Genomic DNA, 19485 nt, shown 5'->3' with positions numbered 1-19485 from the left:
TGGTGATTTCTTATACCGTTCATCAACATAGCGAACAATCATCCCTGTCTCGGGGCTATTTGCCAGTCTGCGAACGTCATTTCCAGACTATTCTCACTGTCTGACAGCCAGATAGTTCCTTCCTGCAAGGTGGCCTGTAGCGTCATATTACGCTTTGCCAACGCGGCAAGCTGCGCCAACTGGCGATCGTCCAGAAAATATATGGTCAGGTTCTTATACCCTGCCACCTTGTCCGCGATGTTTTGCCACCATACCTGCGCAGCGCGCTCGCCATAGGCGTACAGCACCACCGAACGGGATTGGTTGCAGGCTTTTTTCAGCCTCTTCTCATCGGGTAAACCCAGCTCAATCCACAGTTCCAACTCCAGCGTGTCATTACGCCGCCAGATTTCCGGCTCATCGTCAGCGCTTAACCCTTTGGTAAAACGTAAATTTTCATCCGCATGACAAATCCAGGCCAGCAAACGCAGCATCATCCGCTGTTCCGTTTCTGAAGGATGCTGGGCGATAGTCAGGTTGGCGTCATGGAAAAAATGACGATCCATGTCCGCAATATTAATCGCTGCCTTGTAAACCGTTGCTTTTAATGCCATCTGTAACCTCACGTTTATCCAGCGACAGTGTACTTGAGTTAGCGCTATCCTCACAGTAAAGGTGATATCTGCTACATAACCGAACGATTAGGTGTTTGAGGAATACTGATATCCTGCCAATGCCTATGCTATAGTCGATTTGATAAGTAGAGTTTATCTCCGTAGGCTTACAACATCGGCCACAGTCATAATCAAGGTGCATGAATGTCTACCGGGTTAAGCTTTCAAGGGAGGATATAGTGCAAAAATACGGTGAATTAGTACGCCGCTTATACGCAGAGATCGCCAGCGGCGATCTGGGCTATATACCCGACGCGCTGGGTTGTGTATTGAAAACCCTGGATGACATTGCCGCTAACGGCGAATTGCCATCCTCTGTCAGGGAACAGGCGGCTTATGCCGCCGCTAACTTATTGGTGAGCGATTATGTCAATGAGTAACGAATATCAACCCATCAACTGTGATGATTACGACAATCTGGAAGCCACCTGTCAGCAGAATTTGACGCTGACGCTGGAGCTGCGTAATGGTGAAATCGTTACCGGTAAAGCCAGTGACATGATCTCACGTAAGCATGTTGAATATTTGGTGATCGAAGAGTCCGGTTCAAAGCGGGAATTGCGCCTCGATCACATCGTCAGCTTTAGCCATCCGGAAATAGGAAAAGTCGTCGTCAGCGAGGCTTAACCAGCAAACTTTTCTCTAAAACGGACAACTTCGGTTGTCCGTTTTCATTTCAGTTACGCCAGACAATATGCCAGCACGGCTCATCGTCCCGCGCCTGTCCTTCCAGCGTAACAAACCGCCCTAGCGCGGCGATCAATCGGTCATCGTAAAAAACCAGCGGGGTGCGATCCCGCAACCACGGCGGCACAGCCAGCTCCTGCCAGAGTTTCTTGATTTGCCGCCCGCCAGCCCGCCCCACAATGCGTACCGTGCCGCCGGTGGTGAAACGTATGCTTACCTGCTCGCCGGCGCGCGGCGCGCGAACGGCGGTTCCCCCTTCATCCGCCAGCGAGAGATCCCCCAGGCCATCAGGTAACGTTAATCCGCCGGATCCCGGCGACCACGGCAATATGTGGTCTTTCAGCGAGTGCATCAGCGGCAGCACATAAAGGCGCTGGCGAAAACGCCGGATTTGCCATTGGTTTAGCCGTAACACCGGATCGGCATCCTGACGGCTGACGGCAACTTCATGCCATAACCGTTGCAACTGATCGCGCGCAGGCATCGACGCCCCCTGCTCAGCCAGCCAGCGCCGCAATAAAGCAAAGCGCCTGACCGGGCTCAACGACGACATGCCTTCAATGCTCAGGGAGCCATCCGGCCGACACAGTTCCCGTAACGACTCGGCCAAAAGTTCATCAAGCAGTTGTTCCTGCTCGGCGCAGAGCTGCGCGCTACGGGCCACCGCCGCGGGAAAATGCGGCCAGCGCCCGGTTAATAAAGGAAGCACCTTGCGGCGCAAAAAGTTGCGGTCGAAGCGCTCATCCTGATTGCTGTCATCTTCAATCCAGCGCAGTTGATGCCGCCGCGCATACTGCTCCAACTGTTGACGAGAAAAACCCAGCAATGGACGCAGCAGGGTGTGGTTATCGCATAGGGTGCTGGCGGCCATCGCGGAAAGCCCGGCCGGCCCGCTGCCACGCTTGAGCGCCAGCAAAAACGTTTCGCTTTGATCGTCCAGATGCTGTGCCGTCAAAAGCGCCTCATCATCCAGTAAATGCGCGTTTAAAGCCCGGTAGCGCGCCTCACGCGCCGCCGCCTCAATACCGCCGTTTTGCGCATCGACATTCACTTTCAGCTCCGCGAAAGACACCTGCCATTGCCGACATTGCCGGCGACAGTGCTCAGCCCAACTATCCGCCAACGGATTTAGACCGTGATTAACATAGGCGGCGCGGACAACGACATGATTACGCTGGCGCAGCGTGACCAGCAGATGCAACAAGACGCTGGAATCCAGCCCGCCGCTGTAAGCCACCAGAATCTGCCGATGTCCCGCCGTCTGTGACGCGAGGGAGGCAAGCAAAATATCTTCAGGTTCGCTCACGGATTCAACTCTCATACAGCTCTAAAGGCAACCCATCGGGATCGCTAAAGAAAGTAAACCGTCGCCGCGTGTCAGCGTCAATGCGCACCGGCTCGCAACTCACCCCGGCCCGGGCGAGCGTAATGATAGCCTGCTCGACATCCTCAACCGCAAAAGCCAGATGCCGCAAACCGCAGGCTTCCGGCTGGCTGACGCGCGGCGGCGGCGAAGGGAAAGAAAATAGCTCTACCAGATAACATCCATTTAACGCCAAATCGCCCTTCCAGGAGTCCCGCTCCGCGCGATAGATCTCATTCATCAGGGTAAAACCCAGAATATCGCAATAGAATCTTTTACTCCGCGCATAATCGGCAGCGATGATAGCAATATGGTGAATACCCTGTAGTTTTAGCATAGCGCTATCCTGTTCCCTCCCGCGAATTGTCTTGCTCATGATGATCGGCATAATCAAAAGACGCCGACCGATTGTAATCGTGATGCCTGGCGCAATCTACAGCGACAATCTGACACGGAAAGCCGATACCAAACACGATATATCACCGGGGCAGATGTTACGCCCAGGCGCAAGATATCTGCTAACCTTTATTTTTATCCTGCTGTGCTCTCCGCTGTTTCCTGCATTGCAATGAATCGTCGGCCTGATTTTCAGTCAGTTTCCTTTGTTGGTGCTAAGCAGCGGACTGACGCTGCTGAAGTGATTAGGCGGCACCAAAAAAATAACCATTTGAATCATAAAATAATATTAAAAATAAATTTATCAGTCCGGCTGTTTTAATCGTTAGCAATGGAGCAAACGTCAATGAACATTAATTTTTATGTCACCTGCCTGGGCGATGCCTTAAAAGCCAGGATGGCGCGTGACACGGTGTTACTGCTTGAGAAATTGGGCTGTAAGGTTTTTTTTCCAGAAAAACAAGGCTGTTGCGGCCAGCCGGCACTGAACAGCGGCTATGTCGAAGATGCCAAACCCGCCATGAAGTCGCTAATCATGGCGTTGGAAGAAAATGATTATCCGATAGTTTCCCCGGCCGGCTCCTGCACCTATGCCATCAAAAGCTATGCCGGGTATCTGAGCGACGAACCGGATTGGGCGCGGCGCGCGCAGGCCGTGGCCGATCGAATGCAGGATCTCACTTCGTTTATCGTCGATATTCTGGGCGTGGTCAACGTCGGCGCCTCTCTGCCCGGTAGGGCGGTCTATCACCCCTCCTGTAGCCTGTCCCGCAAACTGGGCATCACCGATGCCCCGCTCACGCTGTTACGCCATGTGAAAGGACTTGAGCTGATACCTTTCGAACACCAGGAAACCTGCTGCGGTTTCGGCGGCACTTTTTCGGTCAAGATGGCCGAAATCTCCGGTGAAATGGTCAAGGAAAAAGTGCGGCATCTGATAGCCGCGCAGCCGGACTATCTGATTAGCGCCGACGTCAGTTGCCTACTCAATATCGGCGGCAGACTCAGCCGGGAAAAACATCCCGTCAAAGTAATGCATATCGCCGAAGTGTTGATGAGCCGATAAGGGGGCCGCGTATGTCTTTGAAAACCAGCAAAATCGATTTCAGACCGCGTATCAACGCCGAAATGCAGGACGCTATCATGCGGCGTAACGTTTCAATGGCGCAGGAACGCATCGGCGCCAACCGGCAAAAGATGGTGGAAGAGTTGGGGAACTGGGAACAATGGCGCGAGCAGGCGGAACACATCCGTAATCACGTACTGGAAAACCTTGACGCCTATCTGTACCAGTTGACGGAGAAAGTGCATGACAACGGAGGACATGTCTTTTTCGCCCGCACCCACGAACAGGCCACCGACTATATTCTGAAGGTGGCGCAGGCCAAACAGGCCAAAAAAATCGTGAAGTCCAAATCGATGGTCACGGAAGAGATCGGCATGAACCCCAAGCTCCAGCAGGCGGGAATTGAAGTGGTGGAAAGCGATCTGGGCGAATTTATTCTCCAGTTGGATGAGGATCCGCCGTCGCATATCGTGGTGCCGGCGATCCATAAAGACCGTCATCAGATTAGACGCATACTGAGCGAGCGTTTGGGCTACAACGGCCCGGAAACGCCGGAAGCCATGACCTTATTTATCCGTCAAAAGATCCGTCAGGATTTTCTAACCGCCGATATCGGCATTACCGGCTGTAATTTTGCCGTCGCCGAAACCGGCTCGGTGTGCCTGGTGACCAACGAAGGCAACGGACGGCTTTGCACCACGCTGCCGAAAACCCATATCGCGGTGATGGGCATGGAGCGTATCGCGCCGACCTTTGCCGAAGTCGACGTATTGATCACCATGCTATGCCGCAGCGCGGTGGGCGCCAGACTCACCAGCTACAATACCTGGCTGACCGGCCCGCGCCGGCAAGGCGATATTGACGGACCGGAGGAATTCCATCTGGTGATTATCGATAACGGACGCTCCCGGGTGCTGGGTTCCGAATTCCGCTCGGTCCTGCGCTGTATCCGCTGCGGCGCCTGCATCAATACCTGTCCGGCCTATCGTCATATCGGCGGACACGCTTACGGCTCAATCTACCCCGGCCCTATCGGCTCCGTGCTGTCGCCGCTGTTGGGCGGCTACAAAGATTTTAAAGATCTGCCTTACGCCTGCTCGCTGTGTACCGCCTGTAATCAGGTCTGTCCGGTGAAAATCCCGCTGGCGCAATTGTTGCTCAAACATCGCCGGGTGATGGCGGAACAGGGATTGACGCCCAAAACGGAACAACGGGTTATCAAACTGTTCAACTATGCCAACGCGCATCCCGGCTTATGGAAAGTGGGGATGGTGGCGGGCGCCAAAGCCGCCAAATGGCTGATCAAGGATGGCAAGGCGCCATTGACGCTCGGCGCGCTGGGCGCCTGGACGCAGGCACGCGACTTACCGGCAGCAGACGGCGAAAGCTTCCGCAGTTGGTTCAAACGCCACCAGTCCGAGGGGAAAAATAATGCTTAATCAACAAAACCGTGACGACTTTTTAGCGGAAATTGCCCGACAGCTTGGCCGGGAGGTACGCCATACGCCGGTTGGCGCCGTGTCGGAGGTCGAACTGCTGGCGCAAACGCGCCTGACGGATCTGTCGCGGGATCAGCGCTGTCAGGCCTTTGTCGATTTCGCCCGCGACATCCTTAAAGCCCATTGTGTGCTGACATCAGCGGAGGCGCTACAGGGAAATTTGCTGGCGCTGTGCGAAGAGTATGGCCGAACGCCGGTGGTGGTCAGCGGCGACGCGCGTCTGGAAGAACTGGGCATTACGCAGACCTTGCAACGGCATTACCACGCCCATGTCTGGCGACCGGCGGCGCGGCAGGAGAATATTCGGCTGGCCGAACGGGCAAAAATCGGCGTGGTCTATGCCGAGGCGGGACTGACGGAGTCCGCGGGCGTGGTGCTGTTTTCCGCGCCGGAGCGCGGCTGCTCAATCAGCCTGCTGCCCGAAACGTCCATTTTTGTGCTGCGCAAAAGCGCCATCCTGCCGCGTGTGGCGCAGTTGGCGCAACGGTTGCATCATATGGCGCAAAACGGCGAACCTATCCCAGCCTGTATCAATCTGATCGCCGGCCCCAGCTCCACCGCCGACATTGAATTGATTAAGGTCGTCGGGGTACACGGGCCGGTGAATGCGGTGTATCTGATTATTGAAGACTGCTGATGCCGATAAAAAAACCCGCAATCCTGTTGGATGGCGGGTCTGTTTAATCGTTGCCGCGGCAACGGCGGGTATCAGCAGTAGCCGTAATTCATCAGACGTTGATAGCGGCGGTTCAGCAGTTCTTCTTCACTCAGCGCGTCCAAATCCTGGAGATCGGCCAGCAGTTGAGCTTTCAGTGATTCAGCCATCGCCGGCACATTACGGTGCGCCGATCCCAACGGTTCAGGGATCACGCTATCAATCAGCTTAAGCTCTTTCAGACGCGGCGCCGTGATGCCCATCGCTTCCGCAGCCAGCGGCGCTTTATCCGCACTTTTCCACAGGATAGAGGCGCAGCCTTCCGGTGAGATCACGGAATAGGTGCTGTATTGCAGCATGTTGACTTTGTCGCCCACGCCAATCGCTAGCGCGCCGCCGGAACCGCCTTCACCGATAACCGTACAGACGATAGGCACGCTCAGGCCGGACATTTCACGCAGGTTGCGCGCAATGGCTTCCGACTGACCACGCTCTTCGGCGCCCACGCCCGGATAAGCGCCCGGCGTATCAATAAAGGTAATGATCGGCATTTTAAAGCGTTCGGCCATTTCCATCAGGCGCAACGCTTTGCGATAGCCTTCCGGCGCCGGCATACCAAAGTTGCGGCGAATTTTTTCTTTGGTCTCACGTCCTTTCTGATGACCGATGATCATCACCGGGCGCCCGTCCAGACGCGCAATCCCGCCGACTATGGCTTTATCATCGGCATAGGCGCGATCGCCGGCCAGTTCATCAAAGTCGGTAAAGATGTGCTTGATGTAGTCAAGCGTATACGGACGCTGCGGGTGGCGCGCCAACTGCGCGACCTGCCAGGCGCCAAGATCGGAGAAAATTTTACGCGTCAGTTCAACGCTTTTCTCACGCAGGCGCTGGACTTCTTCGTCCAGATTAATATCCAATTTTTCGTCTTGACGGCTGACTGCGGTCAGCGAGTCAATTTTCGCTTCCAACTCTGCAATCGGCTGCTCAAAATCAAGAAAATTCAGACTCATAGTATTCCTATATTAGTCAAATTCCAGTTCCACCTGCTCATTACCCACTAATGTGCGCAGATCGTTCAGCAGCGTATCGGTCGGCGTTATCCGCCATGCGGCGCCGAAACGCAACCGCGCGCGCGCATCTTCGCGTTGGTAATAGAGATGCACTGGGATCGTCCCCGATCGATGGGGTTCCAACGATTGGCGGAGACGGTTTAATAGCTGGTCATCAATTTGCCTGTCAGTCAGCGAGATAGCAAGCCCGCGCGCGTATTTTTCCCGTGCTTCGCTGATATCCATTAACTCGCGGACGGTCATTTTAAGCCCGCCGCTGAAGTCATCAAAGCTGACCTGTCCACTGGCGATAAGGATACGGTCTTTTTCCAACAAATGCTGATATTTTTCCAACGCATCGGTGAACAGCATGATTTCCAGACGTCCGGAGCGGTCGTCCAGCGTACAAACGCCAATGCGGTTTCCCCGCTTGGTGACCATGACCCGGGCGGCTAACACCAGCCCCACGGCCGTGGTCATTTTGCCCCGCTCGGTCGGGTGCATATCTTTCAAACGCAAGCCGCCGGCATAGCGTTCGATCTCCTTAAGATATTGGGTGATCGGGTGGCCCGTCAGATATAGCCCCAGCGTCTCGCGCTCGCCGTCCAGCACCACCTGCTCCGGCCACGGCGGCACCGTGCTGTAAGACTGCTCGACCTGTTCAGGGGCGTCGGCCAGCACGCCGAACATATCCACCTGCCCGATGGCTTCGGCTTTTGCATGCTGATCGGCCGCTTTCAGCGCATCGCCCAGCGAATTCATCAGCGCGGCGCGATGCGGCCCCAGGCGGTCAAACGCCCCGGACATAATCAACTTTTCCAGCACCCGGCGGTTCAGTTTCTTGATATCGGTACGGGCGCAAAGGTCAAACAGCTCTTTGAAATAGCCGTCCTGATTGCGCGCCTCGATAATCGCCTCAATAGGCCCTTCGCCTACGCCTTTAATCGCGCCGATGCCGTAAACGATTTCACCGTCATCGTTGACGTGAAAATGATAAAGCCCGCTGTTGATATCCGGCGGCAGGATTTTTAACCCCATACGCCAGCATTCGTCAACCAGCCCGACCACTTTATCGGTGTTGTCCATATCGGCGGTCATCACCGCCGCCATGAACTCGGCCGGATAATGCGCTTTCAACCACAGGGTTTGATAGGAAACCAGCGCGTAGGCCGCCGAGTGGGATTTGTTAAAACCATAACCGGCAAATTTTTCCACCAGATCGAAGATTTTAACCGCCAGTTCGCCGTCGACGCCGCGAGACTTGGCGCCTTCTTCAAAGCCGCCGCGCTGTTTGGCCATTTCGACCGGGTTCTTTTTCCCCATCGCCCGACGCAGCATGTCCGCGCCGCCCAGCGTATAACCGGCCAGCACCTGCGCAATCTGCATCACCTGTTCCTGATACAGGATAATGCCGTAGGTCGGTTCCAGCACCGGCTTCAGCGACTCATGCTGCCACTCGATGTCCGGATAGGAAATCGCTTCACGGCCGTGCTTGCGGTCGATAAAGTTATCCACCATGCCGGACTGTAGCGGCCCGGGGCGAAACAGCGCCACCAGTGCGATCATATCTTCGAAACAGTCGGGCTTCAGCCGTTTGATCAAATCCTTCATGCCGCGCGATTCAAGCTGGAAGACCGCGGTGGTTTCCGAGCGTTGCAGCATGTCAAAACTCTTTTTATCGTCGAGCGGGATAGCCGCAATGTCTATCGGCTCCAGCCCCTGCTTGGATCGTCGGGCGTTGATCATCTCCAGCGCCCAGTCGATGATGGTCAGCGTGCGCAAGCCAAGGAAGTCAAACTTCACCAGTCCGGCATATTCGACATCGCTTTTATCAAACTGGGTAACCGGATGGTTGCCTTCCGCATCGCAGTACAGCGGGGCGAAGTCGGTGATCTTGGTTGGCGAAATCACCACCCCGCCGGCGTGTTTCCCGGCGTTGCGCGTCACCCCTTCCAGCTTGCGCGCCATATCGATGAGGGCTTTGACCTCCTCATCCGCTTCATAAATTTCAGGTAATTGCGGTTCCGCCGCGAACGCTTTTTCCAGCGTCATCCCCGGATCGGGAGGAACCAGTTTGGAAATGCGATCGACAAAACCATAAGGATGGCCCAGCACCCGCCCAACGTCGCGGATGACCGCTTTCGCGGCCATGGTGCCGAAGGTAATTATCTGCGATACCGCATCGCGGCCATACATATCGGCCACGTGATCGATCACCAGATCGCGTTTTTCCATGCAGAAATCGACGTCAAAGTCAGGCATGGAGACACGCTCGGGGTTCAGAAAACGTTCGAACAGTAGGTCAAACTCCAGCGGATCCAGATCGGTGATTTTCAGCGAATACGCCACCAAAGAACCGGCGCCCGAGCCACGCCCCGGCCCCACCGGCACGTCGTTGTCTTTGGACCACTGAATAAACTCCATCACGATCAGAAAGTAACCGGGGAATCCCATCTGGTTGATGACTTTAAGTTCAATATCCAGACGTTCATCATATTCAGGGCGCTTTTGCGCCCGTTCTTGCGGATCGGGGAACAGAAATTCGAGACGCTCCTCCAGCCCCTCTTTGGCCCGCTTGACCAGATAATCCTCGGTAGTCATATCCCCGGTCGGGAACTGCGGCAGGAAGTATTCGCCCAACCGAATGGTCACGTTACAGCGTTTGGCAATCTCTACGCTGTTAGCCAAAGCTTCGGGGATATCGGCGAATAGCTCGCACATTTCCTCTTCAGTACGCATATATTGCTGCGGACTGTAATTTCGCGGCCGCTTGGGGTCGTCGAGCGTATAACCGTCGTGGATCGCCACGCGGATTTCGTGCGCATCAAAATCATCTTCACTAATAAAACGCACATCGTTGGTCGCCACAACCGGCAGCCCATGTTTGGTCGCCAGTTCAACGGCGGCATGCAGATAGCTTTCTTCGTCGGGACGGCTGGTGCGGATCAGTTCCAGGTAATAACGATCGGGGAAATATTGCTGATAAAATGCCAGACACTGCTCGGCCTGCGTCTGGTTGCCGCGCAGTATAAACTTGCCGACGTCGCCGTGGCGGCCGCCGGATAACAGCAGTAGTCCGTTATTGCGCTCAATCAGCCAGTCGCGATCTATCGTTGGGCCTTCGGCCCCGTAGCCGCGCTGATAAGCGTGGGAAATCAACAGCGTGAGATTCTGGTAGCCTTCGTTATCCATCGCCAGTATGGTGAGGTGAGCCAGTTCATCGCCTAATTCTTCACTTGCGACAAACACATCGGCGCCGATTATGGGTTTGATGCCGGCGCCATGCGCGCCGCCATAGAACTTCACCAGTCCGCACAGGTTGGTGAAGTCGGTAATCGCCAAAGCCGGCATGCCCATCGCCGCCGCTTTCTTTACCAGCGGCCCGACCTTAGCCAGCCCATCGATCATGGAATAGTCACTGTGCACACGCAGGTGAACAAAACGTGGTTCGGCCATCTCCAGATCCCAGAATTTATCGATTAGTCAGCACGGCGATAAGCCACCACCGAGCCAAGAGTTAATGATGATTAAGCCAGTCCCAACGCCCGTTTAACCGGGGCGAAACTCCGGCGATGGAACGCGGTGGCGCCCAGCACCGCCAGTTTCTCTAAATGGAAAGCGGTCGGATAACCTTTGTGCTGCGCAAAACCGTATGCCGGAAAAAGTTTATCCAGCGCCACCATTTCACGGTCGCGTGTAACCTTGGCCATGATGGAGGCCGCGCTGATCTCCGCCACACGGCTATCGCCTTTCACCACCGCTTGCGCCGGCATGGGCAAAACAGGACAGCGATTACCGTCGATCAAGACAAAATCCGGCGTCAACGCCAGTCCGGCCACGGCCCGCTGCATCGCCAGCATAGTGGCATGCAGAATATTCAACCGATCTATCTCTTCCGGCTCCGCCCGTCCGAGGCTCCAGGACAGCGCTTTTTCTTTTATCTCATCATAAAGCGCCAGCCGGCGTTTTTCACTCAGTTGCTTTGAATCCGCCAACCCGACGATAGGCCGGGAAGGATCGAGAATAACGGCGGCGGTGACGACGGCCCCAACCAGCGGCCCGCGCCCCACTTCGTCAACCCCCGCAATACAACAGTAAGCCGGCGGGTAGATAAACATCTCACTCATGATTTTACTAATTCCAGTACGGCTTGTGCCGCCTGCTCGTCGGCATTACATCGAATCTGCTGATGCAAATCCAAAAACGTCGCCTGCAAAGCGGCCGTTTGGTTTTTATCGGCCAGCCACGGCATCAATGCCGCCGCCAGTTTATCCGGCGTACAATCGGTCTGTAGCAGTTCCGTCACCAGCTCGCGTCCGGCCAGCAGATTCGGCAGAGAAACCCACGGCGTCTTCACCAGCTTCTGCGCCAGCCAGAAAGTGAACGGTTTCATCCGATAGCCCACCACCATCGGGCATTTCGCCAGCATACACTCCAACGCCGCGGTTCCCGAAGCCAGTAAGGTTGCGTCGCTGGCGACCATCGCCTCCCGCGCTTGCCCATCCAGTATATGAACCGGCAGATCAGGCGCTACGGCATTTTTTATCCGCTCAAACTGTTCGAGACGCTTGTCATTCACCAGCGGAACGACAATTTCCAGCGCAGGAAAGCGCTGACGCAATAACCGGGCGGTATTCAGAAAGTCGGCGCTGAGCATCTCCACTTCAGCGCCGCGGCTGCCGGGCAACAACGCCAGACAGAGACTGTCGGCCGGGATCCCAAGCGTTGCCCTGGCGGCCTGTTTGTCCGGCTGCAAGGGCATGGCGTCCGCCATGGTATGGCCGATAAAACGACAGGGAACGTTGAAACGATCGTAAAACGCTTTTTCAAAAGGCAAAAACGCCAGCACCAGATTGGTGGCCTTGCCGATTTTAAAAACGCGCTTTTGACGCCAGGCCCACACGGAGGGGCTGACATAATGAATGGTGTTGATCCCACGCTGCTTCAGGCTGCCTTCCAGCGTGATATTAAAATCCGGGGCATCGATACCGACAAAAACGTCGGGCTTAAGCGCGGTGAAACGCTGCGTCAAGTCCCGACGAATTTTAAGCAAGCGCGGTAAACGTTCGAGCACCTCGACGATGCCCATAACCGCCAGCTCTTCCATCTCGTACCAGGCTTCACAACCTTCCGCCTGCATGCGCGGCCCGGCGACGCCAACAAAACGCGCATCAGGCGCTTTCGCTTTCAACGCGCGAATCAATCCGGCGCCCAGAATATCGCCGGAGGTTTCTCCGGCGACCAATCCAATAACCAAAGGACGCGGCGGCATGGATTAACGAATGATGCCGCGGGTCGAACGGGCGAAGAAATCGATAAACGCCTGTACGGCCGGGTGTTCCACCGCCAGCGCCTCAATTTCCGGTTTTACCTCATCCAGCGTTTTGCCGCTGCGGTAAATCAGCTTGTACACATTGCGGATAGCATGCTGGGTTTCTTTCTCAAAACCACGGCGCTTCAGCCCTTCAATGTTCAGGCCAAACGGCGTGGCATGGTTGCCCTGCGCAATCACGAATGGCGGCACATCCTGCGCCACGCCAGAGCATCCGCCGACCATCACATGCGCGCCGATGATGCAAAATTGATGCACCGCCGTCATGCCGCCGATGATCGCAAAATCATCCACGGACACGTGTCCGCCCAACGTCGCATTATTGGCAAGAATACAGCGGTCGCCAATTACACAGTCATGCGCGATATGCGTGTTGATCATCAGCAAATTATCGCTGCCGACTTTAGTCAACCCACCGCCCTGCTCCGTGCCACGATGAATCGTGACGCTCTCGCGTATACGGTTACGATCGCCGACTTCCACGCGAGTCGGCTCTCCTGCATATTTCAGATCCTGATTCACTTCGCCAATCGAGGCGAATTGATAGATTTCGTTATCGCGGCCAATCCTGGTGATGCCATTAACCACAATATGCGACTTCAGCACAGTACCTGCACCGATCTCAACCTGAGAACCGATATGGCAGAATGGGCCGATATGGACACCGGCACCAATGATAGCGCCATCTTCAACAATGGAGCTGGGATGAACAAAGGCGGTTTGATCAATCACGTTATCAGGCCTCCCGACGACGAGCGCACATCATTGACGCTTCGCAGGCGATTTCGCCATCAACCTTGGCGACACCTTTAAAGCGGGCAACGCCGCGACGCTCTTTAATGAATTCAACCTCCAGGATCATTTGATCCCCTGGCTGTACAGGGCGCTTAAAACGCGCCTCATCAATTGCCGCAAAATAATACAGTTCGCCAGGCTCCAGCCTGCCGACGCTTTTAAACGCCAGAATACCCGTTGCCTGCGCCATTGCTTCCAGGATCAGCACCCCTGGGAAGATAGGTTTGCCCGGGAAATGCCCCTGAAAGAAAGGCTCATTGAAAGAGACGTTTTTAACCGCCCGCAAAAATTTGCCTTCTTGAAAATCCAGGACACGATCAACCAGTAAAAACGGAAAACGGTGCGGTAATAATTCTAAAATCTCTTCAATATGCAGAGTATGAGTGTCAGTAGTCAAAATACTCTTCCTGTCCATAAAAACTGATGCCATCAACAACACGGCCTGCTCAGATCCTAAAAAAGGGGATCTTCAGGCAGGCCGCAAATAAGGGAACCCCAGTGATTAGCTATTATCGACTTTTCGTTCAACGGCTTTTAACCGTTTGCTTATATCATCAATATTCATCACCAGCGCGGCGGTCTTACGCCAAACTTTATTGGGTTGCAAAGGAATGCCCGAAGAGTATACCCCAGGTTCGGTGATCGGCCTCATTACCATGCCCATTCCAGTCACCGTGACTTTATCGCAGATCTCCATGTGACCGTTGATCACACTGGCTCCACCGATCATGCAATAACGACCGATTTTCAGGCTGCCGGCCATAATGACGCCGCCGGCCACGGCCGTATTGTCGCCAATCACCACGTTGTGCGCAATCTGGCATTGATTATCAATGATCACCCCGTTGCCGATGACGGTGTCATCCAATGCGCCGCGGTCGATGGTGGTGCTTGCGCCGATTTCGACCCGGTCGCCGATTCTGACCGTGCCCAACTGCGGGATCTTGATCCAGTTGCCGCGATCGTTGGCATAGCCAAAGCCGTCGGAACCGATAACCGTTCCCGATTGAATCAGGCACTGTTCGCCAATTTCAACGCTGTGGTAAACCGTTACATTGGCCCACAGCCGGGTGCCGGCGCCAATACGGGCATTCTTGCCGATAAAACAGCCCGGGCCGATGATTACGCCATCGCCCAGTTGCGCACCGGATTCAATGACGGCATTCGCCCCGACGGAAATCTGTTGCCCCAACGTCGCATCAGAAGCAATAACCGCGCTGGGCGCGATATCCGTAGCGGGAGCCGGCGTGGTATCCATCAGTTGCGCCATACGCGCATAGATCAGATAGGGGTTTTTCACCACCAGCGCCGCAACCTCACAGTAAGGTAAATCCGCTTCCGTCAGTACGACGGCGGAGGCCTGCGTCTGCGCCAGTTGCTCACGATAGCGACTGTCGGACAGAAAGGTAATCTGCCCTGATTTCGCTGAATGCATAGAAGCAATACCGGTGATGACAAGACTGCCATCACCGTGTAATTGCGCATCCAACTGTTGTGCTAACGCATCCAGTCGAATCGAATACATGAATTATTTAACCTGTTTCAGCACGTCGGCAGTAATGTCTTTGGCATTGGCGGAATAAGCGACGGCGTTAGCGTCGATCACCACATCATAACCTTCTTTGCTGGCAACAGATTTCACTGCATCCTGAATACGGGTCAGGATTTTGTTACGTTCTTCCATCTGGCGACGGCGATTGTCTTGCTCAAAAGCCTGCGCTTTGGTGGAGAACTGCTCGCGCTGCGCCATAACGTCTTTTTCCATCTTGCTGCGCTCGCTCGCTTTCATGGTAGAACCGTCACGCTGCAACTTTTGCATTTTGGTCTGCAAACTGGTTTCCATCGTTTGCAGTTCGGAAGCACGGCCTTTGAATTCATTTTCCAACTGCTTAGCGACCGTTTCGCGCTGCGGCAACTGTTGGAAAATGCTGGATACGTTAACAACGGCAATCTTGTCAGCAGCTTGAACGCTGGCTGAAGCAGCCAATGCTAAACCGAGGCCTGCGGCACACAACCACTTTTTCACTATAAACTCCTCAACCTAACCTAATTTGTGTCTTATACACATTCAATGTGCATAGCATTATCAGCCTCTCAGCCTATATCCGCTATGCGATTTGTCTTGCATACGATCTTGCCGACGTTACATTACCAGGTTTTGCCAATATTAAACTGGAACTGCTCCGACTTGTCTCCATCGTATTTTTTAACCGGCTGGGCATAAGAGAATACCAATGGCCCAAGCGGAGACATCCATTGCAGGGCGATACCGCTGGAAATACGGAAGTTACCCGGCTTGCTGTAATCAGGAACGCCCGCATCAATGGTCGCCTGCGTATTCTCCCAGTTGGTATCCCAGACCGTACCGCCATCAACGAAGAACGACGTACGCACCGAGTTGGCGTACTTCTCGCTGATAAACGGCGTCGGCACAATCAATTCCGCGCTCAACACCGCCATGGCGTTACCGCCGACCGCATCGTCCAGATTGTCTTTATCAATCGGACAATTGGCATACGAGGCCGCCCCTGTCGCACACTGATAATATGCCGCTTTAGGCCCGATGGTATTTGACTGGAAGCCACGCACCGTACTCGAACCGCCGGCATAGAAGTTATCGTAGAACGGCACTTCTTTGCTGCCCAGACCATCGGCATAGCCGGCCCGGGCGCGCCCCATCAGCACCCAGTTACGATTTTCGCTCAGCGGAACGTAAGTCGCGGAATCAAACGTCAGCTTGTAGTATTCGTTATCCGAACCGGGAATGGTGACTTTGGCGTTGGCGGAAGCGCGGGTGCCCGAGGTCGGGAAATAGCCGCGATCCAGATTGTTGTAAGTCCAGCCGGTATTCAGGAAGAAATCATCGGCGCTGAAATCGGCGCTGGATTTGTTCCCTTCCGCGACCACTTCCGGATTCACGCCGACGGAATCCAGATAGCGCCACATCGCCACCTGCGGCAACATATCCGACAGGTCGTTATGGACGTAATCCACGCCTAAACGCAGCGAGTTGTTCTCGTTGATCGGGAAGCCTAACGTACTGCCGATACCGTAGCTGGTATTGGTGTAGTCAGACAGATCCGCATCGTAGGCTTCAAACTTGTTGTAGAAGATACGGCCGCCGAGGCTGACGCCGTCCACCGTGAAGTACGGATCGGTCAGCGACAGCTCGACATAGGTCTGGTAGTCGTTTTTCGTCCCGCTGATGCCCACAGAATTACCGGTTCCCAGCCAGTTATCCTGCTGAACCCCGGCCTGGAAGCTGACGCCGCTTTCCGTACCAAAGCCCACGCCGAAGTTAAACGTCCCGGTGTTGCGCTCTTTGACTTTGTAAGTCACATCCACCTGATCGGCCGTACCGGGAACGCGTTGGGTTTCTACATCGACGCTTTCAAAGTAGCCCAGTCGATTCAGCCGCTCTTTGCCCTGCTCGACTAAATCGTTGCCTAACCAGCCGCCTTCCATCTGGCGCATTTCACGCCGCAGCACCGAGTCTTTGGAGGTATCGTTGCCATCAAAACGGATACGGCGGACATAGAAGCGGTTGCCGGCATCAACGTTGATATTCAGCCTCACGCTCTTATCCGCGTCGTTGATCTCAGGCTGAGTCACCACGCGCGGATAGGCATAACCATAACGGCCCAATAGCTTTTTGATGTCTTCTTCCATGCGGGTGACTTTCGCGCCGTTATACAGTTCACCCGGCTCAATTTTCGTCAACCCTTCGATTTCCGCTGAATGGCCGGCCAGGTTGCCCTTAACGGCTACGCCGGACAATTTATATTGATCGCCTTCGGTCAGGTTAATCGTAATGTAGATGCCCTTTTTATCGGGCGTCAGACTAACCTGAGTGGAATCAATGTTGAACCGCGCGTAACCGCGATCCAGATAAAAGCTGCGCAACGTTTCGAGGTCGCCGGACAGTTTTTGTTTCTGATATTTGCGATCGCCGACCACGTTCCACCACGGCACTTCGTCGCGCAGTTGGAAACGGGAGATCAGCTCATCGGAACTGAATGCTTTATTGCCGACGATATTGATCTGCTGGATCTTGGCGGACACCCCTTCGGTGAACACCAGCTTCAGATCGACGCGGTTACGGGGCAACGGCGTGACGACCGCTTTGACCGACGCGCTGTACTTGCCGACGCTGTAATAGAAATCTTCCAGCCCTTTCTCAATGCTGGAAAGCGCGGTACGGTCCAGCGCTTCACCGACCCGCACGCCGGATGCCTCCAGATTCTCCTTCAGCATGTCGTCTTTTACCGACTTGTTGCCGGAAAAGGTCACGCTGGCGATTGTCGGACGCTCCTTGACCTGCACGATCAGCGTTTCGCCATCGCGCAGGACACGGACATCTTCAAAATTTCCGGTAGCGAACAAAGCGCGGATGGTATTACCGATATCATCATCACTGACGGTATCACCAACACGCACTGGCATACTGAGTAGTGCCGCCCCGACGGCAACCCGTTGCAGGCCCTCGAAATGAATGTCCTTCACTACGAACCCGTCTGCACCGTATACGGTGGCGCTGCTAAACAGCAGCGACGCTATGAGCAACTTTTTCATCGCCATCGTTGTTATGCGTTTTTCCTAACCTAATCTCACGCCTAAAGGCGAGAGAAATCATTGAAAAGTGCGAGTCCCATTAACAACATCAGCAACACCGTACCGATGCGGTAGCTAAAGTCCTGCACACGCTCAGAAACCGGCCTGCCCTTCAGTTTTTCAACCGCAAGAAAGAGCAGGTGTCCACCATCCAATACCGGCAGCGGGAACAAATTGATGATCCCCAGATTGACGCTGATTAAGGCCAAAAACATCAGGTAGTAAATCAATCCGTAATCCGCTGACATTCCTGCGCCCTGAGCAATCGAGATCGGACCGCTCAGGTTATTCAGCTTAACATCACCCGTTACCAGTTTGCCTAACATACTGACGGTCAACTTCATCAATTGCCAGGTTTTATCTGTTGCCTGATAGATGGCGCTAAACGGCCCATACTGACGTACCGTTCTGTATTCCTCAGGCAGCGGCGTCACCGTCGGCATTACGCCGGCAAACCCCTCCGTCCCGCCATTACCTACCGACTTGCTGTCGGGTGTCAAGGTCAGGGGCAATGTTACACCGCCTCGCTCAATATCCAGCGCAATATTTTGACCGGGATTGTCGCGAACCGCCGTAACAAAAGACCGCCAGTGCGTTAAAACCTGCCCGCCGACTTTAACGATCCTGTCCCCAACTTGTAAACCCGCTTTTTCTGCCGCCGACCCGGGTTGTACCTGAGCAAGCACGGCTTCAATCTGCGGCCCCCGGGGAACCATCCCCAGCGAGGTCGCCGGATCCTGTTTGTCCGGCTCAAACTGCCAGTCACGCAGATCCAGCGTTTTGCGCACTACCTGATTGGAGCCTAAAGGCGCAGCGCCAATCACAACTTCACTGTCGCCGATTTTGCCGATCAGGGCCAGACGCGCCGTATCCCAGTCAGGCGTTTCGATGCCGTCAACCGACTTTAGTTCAATTCCTGCCGACATTTCAGCCTGCGATGCGATAGAGTTGGGCAATATTTCACCAACCACGGGACGAACGCCCGGCACCCCGATAATAAACACCAGCCAATACGCGACGATGGCAAACAGGAAATTGGCGATAGGCCCCGCGCTGACGATAGCGGCGCGCTGCCAGACGGTTTTGCTATTAAATGATTGATGACGAAATTCCGGCGCGACGCTATCGACGCGCTCATCAAGCATTTTGACATAACCGCCAAGCGGAATCAGGGCGATAACATATTCAGTGCCGAGCCGGTCGCGGCGGCGCCACAATGCCCGACCGAAACCGACGGAAAAACGCTCGACTTTAACGCCGCAACGACGAGCTACCCAGAAGTGGCCAAACTCATGCACGGTGATCAATATCCCCAATGCGATGATAAATGCGGCCAGGCTCCAGAGGAAATTCATCATAAATAGTCTCTAACGTCT

Annotated in this window: 18 protein-coding genes; 5 read left to right on the top strand and 13 right to left on the bottom strand. The window is 54.7% G+C overall.

What is annotated here, in order from left to right; translation table 11 throughout:
* Positions 1-38: 38 nt before the first annotated feature.
* Positions 39-593 carry a YaeQ family protein gene (locus HOY33_RS07760; protein WP_172289644.1) on the bottom strand — a complete coding sequence of 185 codons (555 nt, stop codon included), beginning with the start codon at positions 591-593 and terminating at the stop codon, positions 39-41.
* Between the two features lie 239 nt (positions 594-832).
* Here HOY33_RS07760 and HOY33_RS07755 point away from each other — a divergent pair, with 239 nt between their 5' ends.
* Positions 833-1033 carry a YaeP family protein gene (locus HOY33_RS07755; protein WP_172289643.1) on the top strand — a complete coding sequence of 67 codons (201 nt, stop codon included), beginning with the start codon at positions 833-835 and terminating at the stop codon, positions 1031-1033.
* A complete protein-coding gene (gene rof / locus HOY33_RS07750; protein ID WP_172289642.1) occupies positions 1020-1280 on the top strand; it encodes a Rho-binding antiterminator in 261 nt (86 codons plus the stop codon). Before HOY33_RS07755 ends, rof begins: the two co-directional genes overlap by 14 nt.
* Before the next feature lie 49 nt (positions 1281-1329).
* Here the strand turns inward: rof and tilS are convergent, their stop codons facing one another.
* Complete coding sequence (gene tilS / locus HOY33_RS07745) at positions 1330-2661, bottom strand: tRNA lysidine(34) synthetase TilS (RefSeq protein WP_172289641.1); 1332 nt, start codon at positions 2659-2661, stop codon at positions 1330-1332.
* Entirely contained in the window at positions 2651-3040 is a 390-nt protein-coding gene (locus tag HOY33_RS07740; RefSeq protein WP_172289640.1) for a VOC family protein, read from the bottom strand. The genes tilS and HOY33_RS07740 overlap by 11 nt, the downstream gene beginning before the upstream one ends.
* A 405-nt stretch (positions 3041-3445) precedes the next feature.
* On the opposite strand from HOY33_RS07740, the gene HOY33_RS07735 reads away from it, so the two are divergent.
* From HOY33_RS07735 to HOY33_RS07725, 3 genes are read left to right on the top strand one after another with little or no spacing between them, the layout of a single operon-like run.
* Positions 3446-4165 (top strand): (Fe-S)-binding protein, encoded by a 720-nt coding sequence (locus tag HOY33_RS07735; protein WP_172289639.1) that lies wholly within the window; start codon positions 3446-3448, stop codon positions 4163-4165.
* Positions 4166-4176: 11 nt separating this feature from the next.
* Complete coding sequence (locus tag HOY33_RS07730) at positions 4177-5604, top strand: LutB/LldF family L-lactate oxidation iron-sulfur protein (protein ID WP_172289638.1); 1428 nt, start codon at positions 4177-4179, stop codon at positions 5602-5604.
* Complete coding sequence (locus HOY33_RS07725; RefSeq protein ID WP_172289637.1) at positions 5597-6301, top strand: lactate utilization protein C; 705 nt, start codon at positions 5597-5599, stop codon at positions 6299-6301. The genes HOY33_RS07730 and HOY33_RS07725 overlap by 8 nt, the downstream gene beginning before the upstream one ends.
* Positions 6302-6372: 71 nt before the next feature.
* On the opposite strand, the gene accA is transcribed toward HOY33_RS07725, so the two are convergent.
* From accA to rseP, 10 genes are all read right to left on the bottom strand, one after another.
* Entirely contained in the window at positions 6373-7332 is a 960-nt protein-coding gene (gene accA / locus HOY33_RS07720) for an acetyl-CoA carboxylase carboxyl transferase subunit alpha (protein ID WP_172289636.1), read from the bottom strand.
* A 12-nt stretch (positions 7333-7344) separates the two neighbouring features.
* Entirely contained in the window at positions 7345-10827 is a 3483-nt protein-coding gene (gene dnaE / locus HOY33_RS07715) for a DNA polymerase III subunit alpha (RefSeq protein WP_172289635.1), read from the bottom strand.
* A gap of 71 nt (positions 10828-10898) precedes the next feature.
* Positions 10899-11498, bottom strand: coding sequence for a ribonuclease HII (gene rnhB, locus HOY33_RS07710; RefSeq protein ID WP_172289634.1), 600 nt, complete (start codon positions 11496-11498; stop codon positions 10899-10901).
* Entirely contained in the window at positions 11495-12643 is a 1149-nt protein-coding gene (gene lpxB, locus HOY33_RS07705; RefSeq protein WP_172289633.1) for a lipid-A-disaccharide synthase, read from the bottom strand. The genes rnhB and lpxB overlap by 4 nt, the downstream gene beginning before the upstream one ends.
* Before the next feature lie 3 nt (positions 12644-12646).
* On the bottom strand, positions 12647-13435 hold the full coding sequence (gene lpxA, locus HOY33_RS07700; protein WP_172289632.1) for an acyl-ACP--UDP-N-acetylglucosamine O-acyltransferase: 789 nt from the start codon (positions 13433-13435) through the stop codon (positions 12647-12649).
* A gap of 4 nt (positions 13436-13439) precedes the next feature.
* Positions 13440-13913 carry a 3-hydroxyacyl-ACP dehydratase FabZ gene (gene fabZ, locus HOY33_RS07695; RefSeq protein ID WP_172290018.1) on the bottom strand — a complete coding sequence of 158 codons (474 nt, stop codon included), beginning with the start codon at positions 13911-13913 and terminating at the stop codon, positions 13440-13442.
* A gap of 87 nt (positions 13914-14000) precedes the next feature.
* Complete coding sequence (lpxD, locus tag HOY33_RS07690) at positions 14001-15023, bottom strand: UDP-3-O-(3-hydroxymyristoyl)glucosamine N-acyltransferase (RefSeq protein WP_172289631.1); 1023 nt, start codon at positions 15021-15023, stop codon at positions 14001-14003.
* A gap of 3 nt (positions 15024-15026) precedes the next feature.
* Positions 15027-15524, bottom strand: a complete 498-nt coding sequence (gene skp / locus HOY33_RS07685; RefSeq protein ID WP_172289630.1) for a molecular chaperone Skp — start codon at positions 15522-15524, stop codon at positions 15027-15029.
* A gap of 122 nt (positions 15525-15646) precedes the next feature.
* On the bottom strand, positions 15647-18076 hold the full coding sequence (bamA, locus tag HOY33_RS07680; protein ID WP_172289629.1) for an outer membrane protein assembly factor BamA: 2430 nt from the start codon (positions 18074-18076) through the stop codon (positions 15647-15649).
* A 35-nt stretch (positions 18077-18111) separates the two neighbouring features.
* A complete protein-coding gene (gene rseP, locus HOY33_RS07675) occupies positions 18112-19467 on the bottom strand; it encodes a sigma E protease regulator RseP (RefSeq protein ID WP_172289628.1) in 1356 nt (451 codons plus the stop codon).
* Between the last annotated feature and the right edge of the window lie 18 nt (positions 19468-19485).

Source organism: Brenneria sp. hezel4-2-4 (genome assembly GCF_013155275.1).
In the GTDB taxonomy this organism is placed as follows: domain Bacteria; phylum Pseudomonadota; class Gammaproteobacteria; order Enterobacterales; family Enterobacteriaceae; genus Brenneria.
This window is presented reverse-complemented; position numbering and strand designations above follow the sequence as displayed.